This is a genomic window from Nocardioides sp., assembly GCF_035429765.1.
In the GTDB taxonomy this organism is placed as follows: domain Bacteria; phylum Actinomycetota; class Actinomycetes; order Propionibacteriales; family Nocardioidaceae; genus Nocardioides.
In genome coordinates this window covers 23249-37941 of sequence record NZ_DAOMFK010000009.1, presented here as the reverse complement: position 1 = coordinate 37941, position 14693 = coordinate 23249, and the positions used below count along the sequence as shown (strand labels likewise).

The following is a 14693-nucleotide window of genomic DNA, read 5'->3' as shown; positions in this document are numbered from 1 at the left end:
AGCGCCCCGAGCAGCACGCCCGCAGCCAGCGCGACCACCGAGTAGAGACCGGTCCCGGAGAAGTCCCTGGCCAGTCCGGGACCGTCGAGGAAGAACTCGTGGTGGCTCACCACACCTGTCGGGGGGTCCCACCAACGCTCCCACACGATCCCCGCCAGCACCCCCCCGGCCAGCATCACCAGCGCGACCAGCAGGGCCTGGACGGCCCGGGACCGGGCCGGGCTCAGCCGGCCAGGCACCCCGGACCCAGCAGCTGCTTGAGGTCGGCGAACAGCGCCGGGCTGGGCGAGACGCGCAACCGGTCGTCCAGTCGCATCACGGTGGTGCCGCCCCGTGCCAGCAGCCGCAGCTGGACCTCGGTCAGGCCCGGGTGCGTGGCGAGCACGTCGCGCAGCTGCTCGACCACCGGAGCGGTGCACCGGGTGGAGGGCAGGCTGATGACCACCGGGCCGCTCGGTCCCTGCGACAGGTCGGCGACGGTGACCTCCTGGCCGTGCAGCTCGGGCTGGTCCTTGCTGCGGGAGAGGCGGCCCTTGACCGTGAGGATCGCGTCCTCGGTCAGGTGCGGGGAGGCCAGCTGGTAGGCGCTGGGGAAGAGCAGCACGTCGATGGCGCCGTCGAGGTCCTCCAGGGTGACCATCGCCCAGGCGTCGCCGCGCTTGGTGACCTTGCGCTGGACCGAGGTCACCAGTCCGCTCAGGGTGACCACGGCACCGTCGGGACGCTCCTCGTCGAGCATGAGCTGACCGATCGTGCAGTCGGTGCCGGCGGCAAGCACGTGCTCGAGCCCCAGCAGCGGGTGGTCGGAGACGTAGAGCCCGAGCATGTCGCGCTCGTGCCCGAGCAGCGTCATCTTGTCCCACTCGTCGATGTCGGGCACGGCCACCGAGATGCCGAAACCGCCGGCGTCGGCGTCGTCGAGCCCCCCGAAGAGCGAGTCCTGGCCGATCGCCTCGTTCTTCTTGATGTCGACGTACTGGTCCACGGCCGTCTCGTGGATGGCCACCAGGGCCCGCCGGCGGTGCTTCATCTCGTCGAAGGCGCCCGCCTTGATGAGGGACTCGATCACCCGCTTGTTGCACACCAGGGCAGGGACCTTCTCCATGAAGTCGTTGAAGTCGACGTAGCGACCCTTCTCCTGCCTCGCCCGGACGATCTCGGCGACGACGTTCGACCCCACGTTGCGGACCGCCGTGAGCCCGAAGCGGACGTCGTTGCCCACCGGGGTGAAGGTCGCGTCGGACTCGTTGACATCGGGCGGGAGCACCTGGATCTTCATCCGGCGGCACTCGTTGAGGTAGATCGCCGACTTGTCCTTGTCGTCCTTGACCGAGGTGAGCAGGGCAGCCATGTACTCGGCCGGGTAGTTGGCCTTGAGGTAGGCGGTCCAGTAGGAGACCAGGCCGTACGCCGCGGAGTGCGCCTTGTTGAAGGCGTAGTCGGAGAACGGCAGCAGGATGTGCCACAGCGTGTCGACCGCGGACCGGGAGAAACCGCGCTCCTGCATGCCGGCGGAGAAGGTCTCGAACTGCTTGTCCAGCTCCTCCTTCTTCTTCTTGCCCATCGCCCGGCGCAGCAGGTCCGCCTGGCCGAGGGAGTACCCGGCCACCTTCTGGGCGATCGCCATGACCTGCTCCTGGTAGACGATCAGACCGTAGGTCTCCCCCAGGACGTCGGCCAGTGGCTCGGCCAGCTCGGGGTGGATCGGCTCCACCGGCTCGCGCCCGGTCTTGCGCCGGGCGTACTTGTTGTGGGAGTCCGCGCCCATCGGCCCCGGCCGGTAGAGCGCACCCACGGCCGAGATGTCCTCGAAGCAGTCCGGCCGCATCGAGCGGAGCAGGGCTCGCATCGGCCCACCGTCGAGCTGGAACACGCCGAGGGTGTCCCCCCGGGCCAGCAGCTGGTAGGTGGCCGGGTCGTCCAGGGTGAGCTCCTCGAGCACGACCCTCTCGCCGCGGTTGCGCTCGATGTTGACCAGGGCGTCGTCGAGGACGGTGAGGTTGCGCAGCCCCAGGAAGTCCATCTTGATCAGGCCCAGGCGCTCGCAGGTGGGATAGTCGAACTGGGTGATGATGGTGCCGTCCTGAGGCCGGCGCATGAGTGGGATCACGTCCAGCAGCGGCTCGCTGGACATGATGACGCCGGCGGCGTGCACGCCCCACTGCCGCTTGAGTCCCTCGATGCCCATCGCGGTGTCGACCACCGTCTTGACGTCAGCGTCGCCCTCGTAGAGGCTCCGGAACTCCCCGCCCTCCCCGAACCGCTTGTGGGAGGGGTCGAAGATCTCCTTCAGCGGGATGTCCTTGCCCATCACCGCTGCCGGCATCGCCTTGGTGATGCGGTCGCCCATCGCGAAGGGGTAGCCGAGGATGCGGCTGGAGTCCTTGACCGCCTGCTTGGCCTTGATCGTGCCGTAGGTGACGATCATCGAGACCCGGTCCTCGCCGTACTTCTCGGTGACGTAGCGGATCACCTCGCCGCGCCGACGCTCGTCGAAGTCGATGTCGAAGTCGGGCATCGAGACGCGGTCGGGGTTGAGGAAGCGCTCGAAGATCAGGCCGTGCTCGAGCGGGTCGAGGTCGGTGATCCGCAGCGCGTAGGCGCACATGGAGCCGGCGCCCGAGCCGCGCCCGGGTCCCACTCGGATGCCGTTGTCCTTGGCCCAGTTGATGAAGTCGGCCACCACGAGGAAGTAGCCGGTGAACCCCATCTGGCAGATGACCTCGACCTCGAAGTCGGCCTGGGCCCGGACCCGGTCCGAGACGCCGGCGGGGTAGCGCTGACGCAGGCCCTTCTCGACCTCCTTGACGAACCAGGAGTTCTCGTCCTCCCCCGGCGGCACCGGGAACCGCGGCATGTAGGTGCCGCTGCCCTCGGTGAACGACACGTCGCAGCGCTCGGCGATCAGCAGGGTGTTGTCGCAGGCCTCGGGGAGGCCGTTGCGGCCGGCCCACAGCTCGCGCATCTCGGCCGGGGACTTGATGTAGTAGCCGTCGCCGTTGAACCGGAACCGCTTCGGGTCCGACATCGTGCTGCCGCTGGAGACGCAGAGCAGGTGCTCATGGGCACCGGCGTCCTCCCGCATGACGTAGTGGGAGTCGTTGGTGGCGATCGGGGGGATGCCCAGGTCCTTGCCCAGGCGCAGCAGACCCTCCCGGACGCGGTTCTCGATGTCCAGGCCGTGGTCCATCAGCTCCAGGAAGTACTGGTCGCGGCCGAGGATGTCCTGGAAGTCCGCGGCCGCCTGTCGTGCCTTGGCGTAGTCCCCGATCCGCAGCCAGGTCTGCACCTCCCCCGAGGGGCACCCGGTGGTGCCGATCAGACCGGTGGAGTACTCCGCGAGCAGCTCCCGGTCGGCGCGTGGCTGGTAGAAGAAGCCCTCCATCGAGGCCCGGGACGAGAGCCGGAACAGGTTGTGCATGCCCGCCGTGGTCTCGGCGAGCAGCGTCATGTGCGTGTAGGCGCCGGAGCCGGAGACGTCGTCGTCACCGCCGTCGTTCCAGCGGACGCGCCGGCGCTCGTGCCGTGGGGTGTTCGGGGTGAAGTAGGCCTCCATGCCGATGATCGGCTTGACCCCCGCGGCCCGCGCCTTGCTGTAGAAGTCGAAGGCACCGAACACGTTGCCGTGGTCGGTCATGGCGATCGCGCCCATCCCGAGCTCGGCGGTGCGGGAGAACATCTCCCCGAGCCTGGCCGCCCCGTCGAGCATGGAGTACTCGGTGTGGACGTGCAGGTGGACGAAGTCGCCGGAGGACATGATGCGGACGCTGCTCCCAATACGGCTCGAGACGGACTGACGGAGGCCTACGCCCGGGGGTGCAGGGCGTCTGTCTCGGGGAAGGCGCCCAGCCTAACCCGCCCGCCGGAGCCATGGTGGCAGGGCGCACCGACACCGCGGTGCCGCGGCTACCAGCTGCGGGGTTCCTCCGCCGCCGCCAGGCTCTCGGTGATCAGCAGGTGTACGAGGCGGGCCACCCGGTCCGGACCCAGCTCGGGGGCCCGCGCGGTCACGGTGGCGACGATGTCGGCCTCACGATCGGGGTCCCGCGTGACCGGACCCGCGGGAGCCTTGTGCCGCTGGACCGCCCGGGTGAGCGCCACCCGGCGGGCCAGCAGGTCGCCCAGCTCGGTGTCCACCTCGTCGATCAGGCGCCGGTAGAAGACCAGCGGCCGGTCGCCCGGCCAGGCCATCTTGATGTCGGGGGCGTGCTCCTGGTTCCCCGACCCGTCGGTGCGCTCCAGGGCGACCAGGCCCCGCCGGTCGTAGAAGCGGCGAGCCGGGAGGTTGCTCTCGAAGACCCACAGGCAGAACCCGGCGGGGCGCAGCCCCTTGGCCAGGTCCAGCAGGGCCCCGCCGACACTCTGCCCGGCGGCCTCCGGCGTGACGTAGAGGGAGTCCAGCCAGTCCCCCTCGAGAACCAGGTACCCCACCACCCGGCCCGCGGCCTCGGCCAGCCACACCTCCCGGGCGCCCAGGTCCCAGCCCGCCACCCAGGCGCGGACCTCGCCGGGCGGGTGGATCCCCCGGGGGAAGGCGGGGTACGCCGCGGTCCGGGCCTGCAGGTGCACCTCGGCCACCGCACCGAGGTCGGCGGCGGCCGCGGGGCGCAGGACGAGCGCGTCGGTGTCCATCAGTGCTCCTGACGGATCAGCTCGAGGGCGTGGGCCAGGTCGGCGGGGTACTCGGACTCGTACTCGACGTACTCCCCGGACCCGGGGTGCTCGAAGCCGAGGCGCACGGCGTGGAGCCACTGCCGCTGGAGCCCGAGGCGGCGCGCGAGCACGGGGTCCGCACCGTAGGTCAGGTCACCCACGCACGGGTGCTTGAGGGCCGCCATGTGCACCCGGATCTGGTGGGTCCGGCCGGTCTCCAGGTGGATCTCGAGCAGGCTCGCGAACCGGTGCGCCTCGAGGGTCTGGTAGTGGGTGACGCTGTGCCGTCCGTCCGACATCACCGCGAACTTGTAGTCGGCCTTGGGGTGCCTGCCGATGGGTGCGTCCACGGTCCCCTCGAGAGGGTCGGGGTGGCCCTGGACCAGGGCGTGGTAGGTCTTGTCCACGGTGCGGTGCCGGAAGGCGTTCTTGAGCAAGGAGTAGGCGCGCTCGGACTTGCAGATCACCATCACCCCCGAGGTGCCCACGTCCAGTCGCTGGACGATCCCCTGGCGCTCAGGCGCACCGCCGGTCGCGATCCGGAACCCTGCTCCGGCGAGGTGCCCCACGACGGTGGGGCCGGCCCACCCCGGTGAGGGGTGCACGGCGACCCCGACCGGCTTGTCGACCACCACGATGGACTCGTCGTCGTGGAGGATCCGGATCCCCTCGACGACCTCGGGGACCACCGTCAGCGGGTCGGCCGCCGAGGGGATCACGACGTCGAGCATGGCGCCCGCCTCGACGCGGTCGCTCTTGCCGACGGTGGCGCCGTCGAGGTGCACGTGGCCCTGGCGGACCAGATCGGCGGCCCGGGTCCGGGACAGCCCGAACATCCGTGCCATCGCCGTGTCGACCCGCTCCCCGGCCAGCCCCTCCGGCACGAGCACGACCTTGTGCTCGGGGGGCAGCGTCATGAGGGGTCCCCGGGACCGGAGGGCGGCTCGGACGCGCCCGGGTCGCCGCGGGTGCCGTCCAGGCCGACACCCCGCAGCGCGAGCACCACGATGAGGATCGCGGCGGCGTCGATGCAGATGTCGGCGACGTTGAACACCGGCCAGTTCGGCAGCCGCAGGAAGTCCACCACGTGCCCTCGGAACGGGCCTGGCTCGCGCAGCACACGGTCGGTGAAGTTGCCGGCCACGCCGGCCAGCAGCAACCCCAGCGCGACCGCCCACCCGCGACTGCGGATCCGGCGGCTGAGCGTGACCACGACGACGATGGCGGTCAGGGCCAGGGCGCTGAGCAGGTAGGTGAGCCCTGTGCCGGTACTGAAGGCGGCGCCCGGGTTGCGCACCAGGGTCAGCTGCAGCCAGGTCCCGACGACCTCCACGTCCGGTTGGCCGGTGAGGTGGCGCACCGCGAGCACCTTCGTCACCACGTCCAGGGCGTACGCCGCGGCGGCGACTGCCACGAACAGGGTCCGGGGGCGCGCCCACCACCGCTCGGGGTGGGTCGGAACGGGTGCGCTGGGAGTCAGCGGCGTTCCTCGCGCTGCTTGCATGACATGCAGAGTGTGGCACGCGGGAACGCCATCACCCGCATCTTGCCGATCGGGCGGCCGCAGGACTCGCACACGCCGTAGGTGCCGTCTTGGATGCGGGCGAGCGCGCGGTCGATCTGGGCGAGCATGTCCCGCTCACTGTTGACCACGGTGAGCTCCTGGTCGCGTTCGAAGCTGGTGGCGCCCATGTCGGCCTGGTCATGGCCGGCGCCGTCACCGGCGTCGCGCATCAGCCCGGCCAGCTCCACCTCCTGGTCCTGCAGGAGCAGCGTGAGCCGGTCGCGGTTGCGGTGCAGCTCCTCGAGGACCTCGTCCAGCTCCGCCTGCGTCCAGGGACTCTCGCCCTCGCCGACGGCGAGGCCGAGGCCGTGCGCCCTGGGGCTCGTGGCGGGGGCGGTCTTCTTGGCGGGGGCGGTCTTCTTGGCGGGGGCGGTCTTCTTGGCCGGGGCGGTCTTCTTGGCGGGGGCGGTCTTCTTGGCGGGGGCGGTCTTCTTGGCCGGGGCGGCCTTCTTGGCGGGGGCGGCCTCGACGGGGGTCTCGACCACGCTGGGCCGGCGACCGATGACCTTCTTCGCCACATCCGCTGCAGAGCTGGCGAGGGCCTTCGCGGTGCTGCGACTCATGGTCCTGCCTCCTCGGCACGAGTGCTGCAACAGGCGTCACAGCGTGTCGGGAGGGTAGCCAATGCCGTGAGGGGACTCAAACCGGCACGCCCGCAGCACCACGGCCGGCTTCCCGCGGTGCGGGAGGCCGGCCGCAGGGGTGAGCCGGAGGTGGGTGGGGCTCAGCCCTCGTCCTCCCCCAGGATCGAGCGGAGCCGCTTGGGTGCCGGCGCGGAGTCGCCGGAGGCCACCGAGCCGTCCGCGGTGTTGTCCAGCGCCTCGAGCTGCTGGGTGAAGTAGGACTTCAGGCGAGAGCGGTACTCACGCTCGAAGGAGCGGAGGTTCTCCACCTCGAGGTTGAGCTTGTCGCGGTCGCGCTCCAGCTCTCCGAACAGCTGCTGGCGTCGCTCCGCGGTCTCGGAGTCGAGCATCTGCGAGCGGGTGCGCGCGTCGGCCTCGAGGCGGTCGGCCTTCGTCTTGGACTCCGACTCCAGCCGCTCGGCCTTCGTGCGGGCCTCGCCGACGATCCGGTCGGCCTCGTTCTTGGCCTCCTCGACGAGCTCGTCGGCGTTGCGGGTGGCGATCTCGAGCAGGCGGGCGGCGGCGTTGGACGCCTGCGGCACCGTCTCGACGCGCAGCGTCTCCACCGGCGCGGCGGCCGGGACGGGCGCCATCACGGGCTCGGGGGCAGGAGGGGCCTCCACCTCGGGGGCCGGGGCCTCCTCCACGGGAGCGGGCGGCGCGGGCGCCTCGGCGACCGGTGCACCGGCCTGGGCGGCCACGAGCTTGGCCCGCAGGTCCTCGTTCTCCTTCGTCAGCCGCGCCAGCTCCGCCTCGACCTCGTCGAGGAACTGGTCGACCTCGCCCATGTCGTAGCCCTCGCGAAGGCGGACGGGAGTAAAGCGCTTGTTGCTCACGTCCTCAGGCGTCAGCGGCATGACCTCACCCATTCGTAGTCTCGGAAGTACTTCTCTGGCGAACAATAGCGCCTGGCCACAGGTCTGGCGCGCATACCGTCGGTTACAGCGCGAAGATCATCCGGTTCACCATCAGCAACAACCACGCCCCCAGCAACACCAGCATCGAGCTCAGGTCGATGGCGACCCCGCCGATCCGCAGCGGCGGGATCACCCGGCGCAGCGCCTTGATCGGCGGGTCGGTGACGGTGTAGGTGATCTCGAGCAGCACCAGCAACGGGCCGTGCGGGCTCCAGGAGCGCGCGAACGCCTGGACCCAGCCCGCGACGAAACGCACCCACAGCAGTGCCATGAAGGACCACAGGACGATCTCCAGGATCCAGCCGACGATGACCACGCGCGGTCAGCTCTGGTTGAAGAAGCCGCCCTCGGCGATGCGCTGCTTGTCCTCGGCGGCGACGCTGACGTTGGGTGGCGAGAGCAGGAACACCTTGTTGGTGATCCGCTCGATGGTGCCACGCGTGGCGAAGACGAGGCCGGCGGCGAAGTCGACGAGCCGCTTCGCGTCCACGTCGTCCATCTCCGAGAGGTTCATGATCACCGGGGTTCCCTCGCGGTAGTTCTCCCCGACCGTACGGGCCTCGTTGTAGGTGCGCGGGTGCAGGGTGGTGATGCGTGAGAGCTCAGCCACCACCCCCGTCGCGGGAACCGGCCGGGGACGTCGCTGGGCGAGGTCGGCCACCTCGCCGGCGTGCGCCTCGCGGCCCCGCCGCTCGGGAGCACGGTCGCGGGGAGCCGCCTCGGGCGCGTCGTCGTAGCTCGCGTCGTACTCGTCGTACCGGCCGGTGTCCTCGAGCAGACCGAGGTACTCACCGATCTTGCGCATGGCGCTCATGACTGTCGTCCTCCGGGACTCCCGCACCCCCTCCGGGGGCGCTGCTGTGGTCGTGACACTACTTGATCTCCGGTCGCTGACCGAGGACCGCGGAACCAACGCGCACGTGTGTCGCGCCGGCGGCGACTCCCGCCTCCAGGTCGCCGCTCATGCCTGCTGACAACCATCCGGCGCCCGGGTGCGCGCGCAGGAGCTTCGCCCGGATGGAGGCCAGCTCGGCGAAGGCCTGCACCGGGTCCGCACCCAGCGGAGCCACCGCCATCAGGCCGCGGAGCCGGAGCGAGGCGAGCCCCTCGATGTGGGCGGCGAGCTCGGCCAGCCCGGCCGGGTCCACGCCCGACCGGCCGGCCGTCCGGTCGGGCGGGTCCAGGCTCACCTGGACCAGCACGTCCAGCTCTCGCTCGTGGGCCTGGGCTCCGCGGTCCAGCGCGGTCGCCAGCTTCACCCGGTCCACCGACTCCACGACGTGGGCGTAGCCGGTGACCGGTCCGGCCTTGTTGGTCTGCAGGCCGCCGACGAAGTGCCAGGTCAGCTCGAGGTCGTGGCACTCCGCCGCCTTGAGGACCGCCTCCTGGTGCCGGTTCTCGCCCACGTGCCGGACCCCCAGGTCGGCCAGGAGGCGCACGTCGGAGGCGGGGAAGAACTTCGTCACCACCACCAGGGTCACCTCGTCGGGGTCACGTCCGGCGGCCGCGCAGGCACGCTCGATCCGAGCTCGGACTGCGGCCAGGTTGGCCGCGATCTCCTCGCGCCGGGTCATGCCCGCCACACCACCCCGGCGAACCGCCCGGCGCGCGCGCCGTCGCGACGGTGGGAGGGCCACCGCGGCACCTCCCGGGTGCACTCCGGCCAGCCGCGCACGTCGGTGCAGCCCGCCGCGCCGAGCTGCGCGGTGACGCCTGCCCCGAGGTCCAGCGACGGCGTGCCCCACGACGTGGTGGCGCGCGCCTCGGGAACCACCGCGGCGACCTCGTCCTGCAGCGCGGGCGGCACCTCGTAGCACCGACCGCAGATGTGCGGGCCCAGCCAGGCGGTGACCCTGCGCGCACCGTGCGCGCGCATCCGTGCCACGGCGCGTGGCACGACCTCGTGGGCCAGGCCGCCACGTCCGGCGTGCACCGCCGCCAGCACCCCGACGTCTGGGTCGGCCAGCAGGAGCGGGACGCAGTCGGCGGCACGGGTGGCCAGGGCCACGCGCGGGAGCAGGGTGACCAGCGCGTCGGCGGTCGCCGGCTCACCCCCCCGCTCGGTCGCGACGTCGGCGACCACAGCACCGTGGACCTGGCGCATCAGCACCGTCTCGACTCCCGTCTCCCTGGCGAGGGCGGCCAGCCCGGCCCGCCGCACCGACTCCTCCGCCCGGTCCCCCAGATCCAGGCCCGGCGCGGTGAACCCGACCTCCACCCGCCCCGCCTCGCCGGCGAGGTGGTCGCGTCGGGCGAACACGCTGGAGGCGTGGCCGAGAGCGCCCGGGGTCACTTGAGGAAGTCGGGCACGTCCAGGTCGTCCTCGCCGAACTGGATCTCCTCCGACGCGCGGGACCGGGCTGCCACGGCCACCGGCGCGGGGGCGCTCTCCACCCGGGCGGGCTCCGGGCGGACCGGAGCGCCGGCGGGGGCCGCAGGGCCGGGCTGGTGGGTGAGCTCCTGCACCGCCGCCTTCGTCTCCGCCTGGGTCTGGCGGGGGGTGGGCACGGGGGTCCTCCGCAGACCGCTGCCCTCCTCGCGTCGCTTGGGCATGCCACCGTCGAAGCCCGCGGCGATCACCGTCACCCGCACCTCGTCACCCAGTGCGTCGTCGATGGTGGCGCCGAAGATGATGTTCGCGTCGGGGTGCGCGGACTGGGAGACCAGCGCGGCAGCTTCGTTGATCTCGAACAGACCGAGGTCCGAGCCTCCCGCGATGGAGAGGAGGACGCCGTGCGCGCCGTCGATCGAGGCCTCCAGCAGGGGGCTCGACACCGCCACCTCGGCCGCGGCCACCGAGCGGTCCTCGCCCCGGGCCGACCCGATCCCCATCAGCGCCGAGCCGGCGTTGGCCATCACCGACTTCACGTCAGCGAAGTCGAGGTTGATCAGCCCCGGCGTGGTGATCAGGTCGGTGATGCCCGAGACGCCCTGCAGCAGCACCTGGTCGGCCTGCTTGAACGCGTCGAGCACGGAGACGGACCGGTCGCTGATCGACAGCAGCCGGTCGTTGGGGATGACGATCAGCGTGTCGACCTCCTCCCGGAGTGCGGCGATGCCGTCCTCCGCGGACGTCGCCCGGCGCCGCCCCTCGAAGGCGAAGGGGCGGGTCACCACGCCGATGGTGAGTGCGCCCAGCGAGCGGGCGATGCGGGCGACCACCGGAGCGCCGCCGGTGCCGGTGCCCCCGCCCTCACCGGCGGTGACGAAGACCATGTCGGCCCCCTTGAGGACCTCCTCGATCTCCTCCGCGTGATCCTCGGCCGCACGCGTCCCGACCCCCGGGTCCGCACCCGCACCCAGGCCGCGGGTCAGCTCCCGGCCGATGTCGAGCTTGACGTCGGCGTCGCTCATCAGCAGCGCCTGGGCGTCGGTGTTGATGGCGATGAACTCCACGCCCTTGAGTCCGACCTCGATCATCCGGTTGACGGCATTCACGCCACCGCCGCCGATTCCCACGACCTTGATGATGGCCAGGTAGTTCTGGGCTGCTGCCACGGCTGTGCCTCTCGGGTGCGGTTCGGCTGCTGCCGAACATCGGGTACGTCCTGTGGCGAGTCGATGAACTCTAACCCTGAGCCTGAGGGTTATAGTTATGTCAACCTCGCGTTGCCCATGACCCTAGGCAGCCGGCGCACCGTGATCGTGGACGACACGCGGAGCGTCGCGGATTTCCGGGCCGGTCCGACCCCGGGCGAGCTGCTCAGCCGCGGGTGGTCGGCTGGCCCGGCACGCTGACGTCGTACTCCTGGGCCGGGTGCGCCAGCAGCGCCAGCAGCACGCGGGCCTTCTCCGCGGAGTCCGCCGCGCTCCCCCACACCACGCTGCGCCCGTCACGCAGCACGAGCCTGATCTGGTCGACCGACTCGACCTCGAGGTGGTCCACGCGCCGCGCGAGCTCGGCCGGCATCGCGGCCACCACCCCCGCGGCCTCCTGGCGGGCGTCCGCGTCGGCCCCGGCGAAGGTGCGCACCACCGGCAGGTCTCTCGGCGCGCGGGGGTACTCGCGGAACAGCACCCCCTCGGCGTCCATCCCGCGGACCACGCCGCCCACGTCGACGACCGCCACGGGCACGCGCTCGGTCACCGCGATCCGCACCCGGTCGGGCCAGGCCCGGGTGACGTCGACCGTGGCGACGGGAGCCAGCGCACTGACCCGCGCGGTGACCGCGGCCAGGTCCACGCGGGCCAGCTGTTCCCCGACCGGGACGTTCGCGGCGTCCTCGACCTCGGCGGCCGTGAGGTACCCGGTGCCGGTGACGGTGACCCCGGAGACGGCCAGCAGCGAGCTGAACCAGACCACCCACACGCCGAAGGCCAGCAGCGCCCCGACCAGCACGGCGCCGACCAGCCACTTCCAGGCACCCCAGCGCCGCGCCCACTGGCGGCGGGCGAACCGCTTGCGGGTGCGCGTGACCTCGGGGGTCTCCTGGACCTCCCCGCTATGCATCCGACCCCTCCCGCAGCAGCGCGAGCAGGCGGGGCCCGAGCGTGGTCACCGAGCCGGCACCCAGGGTGAGGACCAGGTCGCCGGGGCGGGCCCGCGCCGCGAGCACTGCCGGGACCGCCTCCAGGTCGGGCACGTACTCCACCCGTTCCGGGGGGAGCGGTACCGCGCGCGCCACCAGCTCGCCGGTGACGGCTGGGTCCGGAGCCTCGCGGGCGACGTAGACGTCGAGCACCACCACATGGTCGGCGCCGGCCAGCGCGCGGCCCATCTCCTCCCCGAAGATCCGGGTGCGCGAGACCAGGTGCGGCTGGAAGGCGACGACCACCCGTCCGCCACCGGCCAGGGCTCGGGCCGCCTCGAGATCACCGACGATCTCGCGTGGGTGGTGGGCGTAGCTGTCCACGACCCGGACCCCGCCCTCCTCGCCCTTGGGCTCCATCCGGCGGCGGGTGCCGGTGAAGGAGGAGAGACCGGCCACGAGCCGGTCGAACGGCAGCCCCAGCCCGAGCCCGACTGCGAGCGCCGCCAGCGCGTCGAGCAGGTAGTGCCGGCCCGGGATGCCCAGCCGCAGGGTGCCGAGCACCCTGCCACGCTCGGTCACCGTACAGGTGGTGCGACCCTCGAGGACCTGAACGTCGGTGGCTCGCAGGTCGGCCGCGGGAGCCAGCCCCACACCCACGACCCGCCGTCCGCGGGCCCGTGCGCTCTCCGCGAGCGCCGCGGCGCCGGGGTCGTCGACGCAGCAGACCAGGAAGCCGCCGGCGTCGACGGTGTCCACGAACTGCTCGAACGCCGCCCGGTAGGCCTCGACGGTCCCGAAGTGGTCGAGGTGGTCGGCGTCGACGTTGGTGACCACCGCGGCGTAGGGGCGGTAGACGAGGAAGGCGCCGTCGCTCTCGTCGGCTTCCGCGACGAAGAGGTCGCCGGTCCCCGTGTGCGCGTTGGTCCCGGTCTGGGCCAGGTCGCCGCCGACGGCGTACGTGGGATCGGCCCCGGCCGCCTGCAGCGCGACCGTGAGCAGGGAGGTCGTCGTGGTCTTGCCGTGGGTCCCGGAGACCGCGAGGACCCGCCTGCCGTGCATCACCGCGGCGAGCCCTGCCGAGCGGGGCAGCAGCCGCAGTCCGCGCCGGCGCGCCTCGGCCACCTCCGCGTTGTCCTCCGGGACGGCGGTGGAGACCACCAGCGTGTCGGCGCCGGCGACGTGGGCCGCGTCGTGCCCCACCCACACGGTGGCGCCGAGGTCGCGCAGGGCCTGCAGCGTCGGCGAGTCCGCGCCGTCGCTGCCGCTCACCGGGACGCCCCGCTCGCGCATCAGCCGCGCGATGGCGGAGAGGCCCGCTCCGCCGATGCCCACGAAGTGGACCCAGCCCAGCGCCTCGGCGGGCAGCAGCACCTCGGGGACGGGGATCCTCACCGGGCGCACTCCACGACGAGCCGGGCGAGCCGGTCGTCGGCGTCCCGCGGGATCAGTGCGGACGCGGCGGCCCCCATCGCCGCCAGCCGCGGGGCGTCCCCGACGAGCCCGGGGACGGTGGCGGCCACCCACTCCGGGGTGAGGGCCCGGTCCTCAAGCAGCAGGCCGCCGCGCGCGTCCACGACCGGTCGGGCGTTGAGCCGCTGCTCTCCGTTCCCGATGGGCAGCGGTACGAACACGGCCGGGAGGCCCACGGCCGCGGCCTCGGTCACCGAGGACGCGCCGGCCCGGCACACCACGAGGTCCGCGGCGGCGTAGGCCAGGTCCATCCGCTCCACGAAGCGTTCCACCACGTACGGCGGGCCCGAGGTCGCCGGGAGGTCCACCTCCCCTTGCGGTCCCACGACGTGGAGCACCTGGACACCCGCCGCGGCGAGCGGGACGGCCGCTTCGGACACTGCCCGGTTCAGGCTGCGGGCGCCCTGTGAGCCGCCGGTGACCAGCAGGGTCGGCAGCTCGGGGTCCAGCCCGAAGAACGCACGGGCCTCGGAGCGGTGCGCCGTGCGGTCGAGGGTCGAGATCATCCGGCGGATCGGGAGCCCGACGTACTCCGCCCGGGGCAGCGGCGTGTCGGGGAAGCTGACCGCGACCCGGGCCGCGATCCGGGCACCCGCCCTGTTCGCCAGCCCGGGCAGTGCGTTCTGCTCGTGCACCACCACGGGCAGTCGCCGGCGGCGGGCGGCCAGGTAGGCGGGCATCGAGACGTACCCCCCGTAGCCGACCACGACGTCGGGCCGGACCCGGTCCAGCACGGCCAGCGTGTCGGCGACGGCGGCGCGCAGGCGACCGGGGACGCGCAGCAGCTCCCCGCTGGGCTGGCGCGGCAGGGGCACCGGTGGGACCAGCTCCAGCGGGTAGCCGGCGGCCGGGACCACGGTCGTCTCCAGCCCGCGCTGCGTGCCGAGGCAGGTGATCTCGCAGTCGGGCACCGCCCGGCGCAGGGCGTCGGCGGTGGCGAGCAGCGGGGAGGTGTGGCCGGCGGTTCCGCCACCGGCGAGCAGGATGCGCATCG

The 14693-nt window shown here is 72.4% G+C and carries 15 protein-coding genes; all 15 read right to left on the bottom strand.

The genetic code is table 11. From position 1 onward, the window contains the following. The coding region (locus PLP61_RS02105; RefSeq protein WP_324499890.1) for a hypothetical protein at positions 1 to 239 on the bottom strand (239 nt) is incomplete at its 3' end. After that, the gene (gene dnaE, locus PLP61_RS02100) at positions 224 to 3757 is read right to left on the bottom strand and encodes a DNA polymerase III subunit alpha (RefSeq protein WP_324499888.1); all 3534 of its coding nucleotides are present in this window, start codon (positions 3755 to 3757) and stop codon (positions 224 to 226) included. The genes PLP61_RS02105 and dnaE, both read right to left, overlap by 16 nt. Positions 3758 to 3906: 149 nt before the next feature. Then, on the bottom strand, positions 3907 to 4632 hold the full coding sequence (locus tag PLP61_RS02095) for a GNAT family N-acetyltransferase (protein ID WP_324499886.1): 726 nt from the start codon (positions 4630 to 4632) through the stop codon (positions 3907 to 3909). Beyond that, positions 4632 to 5570, bottom strand: coding sequence for an RluA family pseudouridine synthase (locus PLP61_RS02090; protein ID WP_324499884.1), 939 nt, complete (start codon positions 5568 to 5570; stop codon positions 4632 to 4634). Before PLP61_RS02090 ends, PLP61_RS02095 begins: the two co-directional genes overlap by 1 nt. After that, a complete protein-coding gene (gene lspA, locus PLP61_RS02085) occupies positions 5567 to 6067 on the bottom strand; it encodes a signal peptidase II (RefSeq protein WP_324499882.1) in 501 nt (166 codons plus the stop codon). The genes PLP61_RS02090 and lspA overlap by 4 nt, the downstream gene beginning before the upstream one ends. Before the next feature lie 62 nt (positions 6068 to 6129). Next, positions 6130 to 6780 (bottom strand): TraR/DksA family transcriptional regulator, encoded by a 651-nt coding sequence (locus PLP61_RS02080; protein ID WP_324499880.1) that lies wholly within the window; start codon positions 6778 to 6780, stop codon positions 6130 to 6132. A 161-nt stretch (positions 6781 to 6941) separates the two neighbouring features. Next, positions 6942 to 7697, bottom strand: a complete 756-nt coding sequence (locus PLP61_RS02075) for a DivIVA domain-containing protein (RefSeq protein ID WP_324499878.1) — start codon at positions 7695 to 7697, stop codon at positions 6942 to 6944. Positions 7698 to 7779: 82 nt separating this feature from the next. Then, entirely contained in the window at positions 7780 to 8073 is a 294-nt protein-coding gene (locus PLP61_RS02070) for a YggT family protein (RefSeq protein ID WP_324499876.1), read from the bottom strand. 6 nt (positions 8074 to 8079) lie between these two features. After that, the gene (locus PLP61_RS02065; protein WP_324499875.1) at positions 8080 to 8571 is read right to left on the bottom strand and encodes a cell division protein SepF; all 492 of its coding nucleotides are present in this window, start codon (positions 8569 to 8571) and stop codon (positions 8080 to 8082) included. Between the two features lie 58 nt (positions 8572 to 8629). Beyond that, positions 8630 to 9331 carry a YggS family pyridoxal phosphate-dependent enzyme gene (locus PLP61_RS02060; protein ID WP_324499874.1) on the bottom strand — a complete coding sequence of 234 codons (702 nt, stop codon included), beginning with the start codon at positions 9329 to 9331 and terminating at the stop codon, positions 8630 to 8632. After that, entirely contained in the window at positions 9328 to 10050 is a 723-nt protein-coding gene (locus PLP61_RS02055; RefSeq protein WP_324499873.1) for a purine nucleoside phosphorylase YfiH/LACC1 family protein, read from the bottom strand. Before PLP61_RS02055 ends, PLP61_RS02060 begins: the two co-directional genes overlap by 4 nt. After that, complete coding sequence (gene ftsZ, locus PLP61_RS02050; protein WP_324499872.1) at positions 10047 to 11255, bottom strand: cell division protein FtsZ; 1209 nt, start codon at positions 11253 to 11255, stop codon at positions 10047 to 10049. Before ftsZ ends, PLP61_RS02055 begins: the two co-directional genes overlap by 4 nt. A gap of 205 nt (positions 11256 to 11460) precedes the next feature. After that, entirely contained in the window at positions 11461 to 12207 is a 747-nt protein-coding gene (locus tag PLP61_RS02045; protein WP_324499871.1) for a cell division protein FtsQ/DivIB, read from the bottom strand. After that, entirely contained in the window at positions 12200 to 13621 is a 1422-nt protein-coding gene (murC, locus tag PLP61_RS02040) for a UDP-N-acetylmuramate--L-alanine ligase (RefSeq protein ID WP_324499870.1), read from the bottom strand. Before murC ends, PLP61_RS02045 begins: the two co-directional genes overlap by 8 nt. Next, positions 13618 to 14691: an undecaprenyldiphospho-muramoylpentapeptide beta-N-acetylglucosaminyltransferase gene (gene murG / locus PLP61_RS02035; RefSeq protein WP_324499869.1), complete on the bottom strand. Its 1074-nt coding sequence runs from the start codon at positions 14689 to 14691 to the stop codon at positions 13618 to 13620. Before murG ends, murC begins: the two co-directional genes overlap by 4 nt. Between the last annotated feature and the right edge of the window lie 2 nt (positions 14692 to 14693).

Coding starts and splice junctions, on each gene's coding strand:
- dnaE (WP_324499888.1), bottom strand. CDS start 3,757: ATGTCCTCCGGCGACTTCGTCCACCTGCACGTCCACACCGAGTACTCC.
- PLP61_RS02095 (WP_324499886.1), bottom strand. CDS start 4,632: ATGGACACCGACGCGCTCGTCCTGCGCCCCGCGGCCGCCGCCGACCTC.
- PLP61_RS02090 (WP_324499884.1), bottom strand. CDS start 5,570: ATGACGCTGCCCCCCGAGCACAAGGTCGTGCTCGTGCCGGAGGGGCTG.
- PLP61_RS02080 (WP_324499880.1), bottom strand. CDS start 6,780: ATGAGTCGCAGCACCGCGAAGGCCCTCGCCAGCTCTGCAGCGGATGTG.
- PLP61_RS02075 (WP_324499878.1), bottom strand. CDS start 7,697: ATGCCGCTGACGCCTGAGGACGTGAGCAACAAGCGCTTTACTCCCGTC.
- PLP61_RS02065 (WP_324499875.1), bottom strand. CDS start 8,571: ATGAGCGCCATGCGCAAGATCGGTGAGTACCTCGGTCTGCTCGAGGAC.
- PLP61_RS02060 (WP_324499874.1), bottom strand. CDS start 9,331: ATGACCCGGCGCGAGGAGATCGCGGCCAACCTGGCCGCAGTCCGAGCT.
- PLP61_RS02045 (WP_324499871.1), bottom strand. CDS start 12,207: ATGCATAGCGGGGAGGTCCAGGAGACCCCCGAGGTCACGCGCACCCGC.
- murG (WP_324499869.1), bottom strand. CDS start 14,691: ATGCGCATCCTGCTCGCCGGTGGCGGAACCGCCGGCCACACCTCCCCG.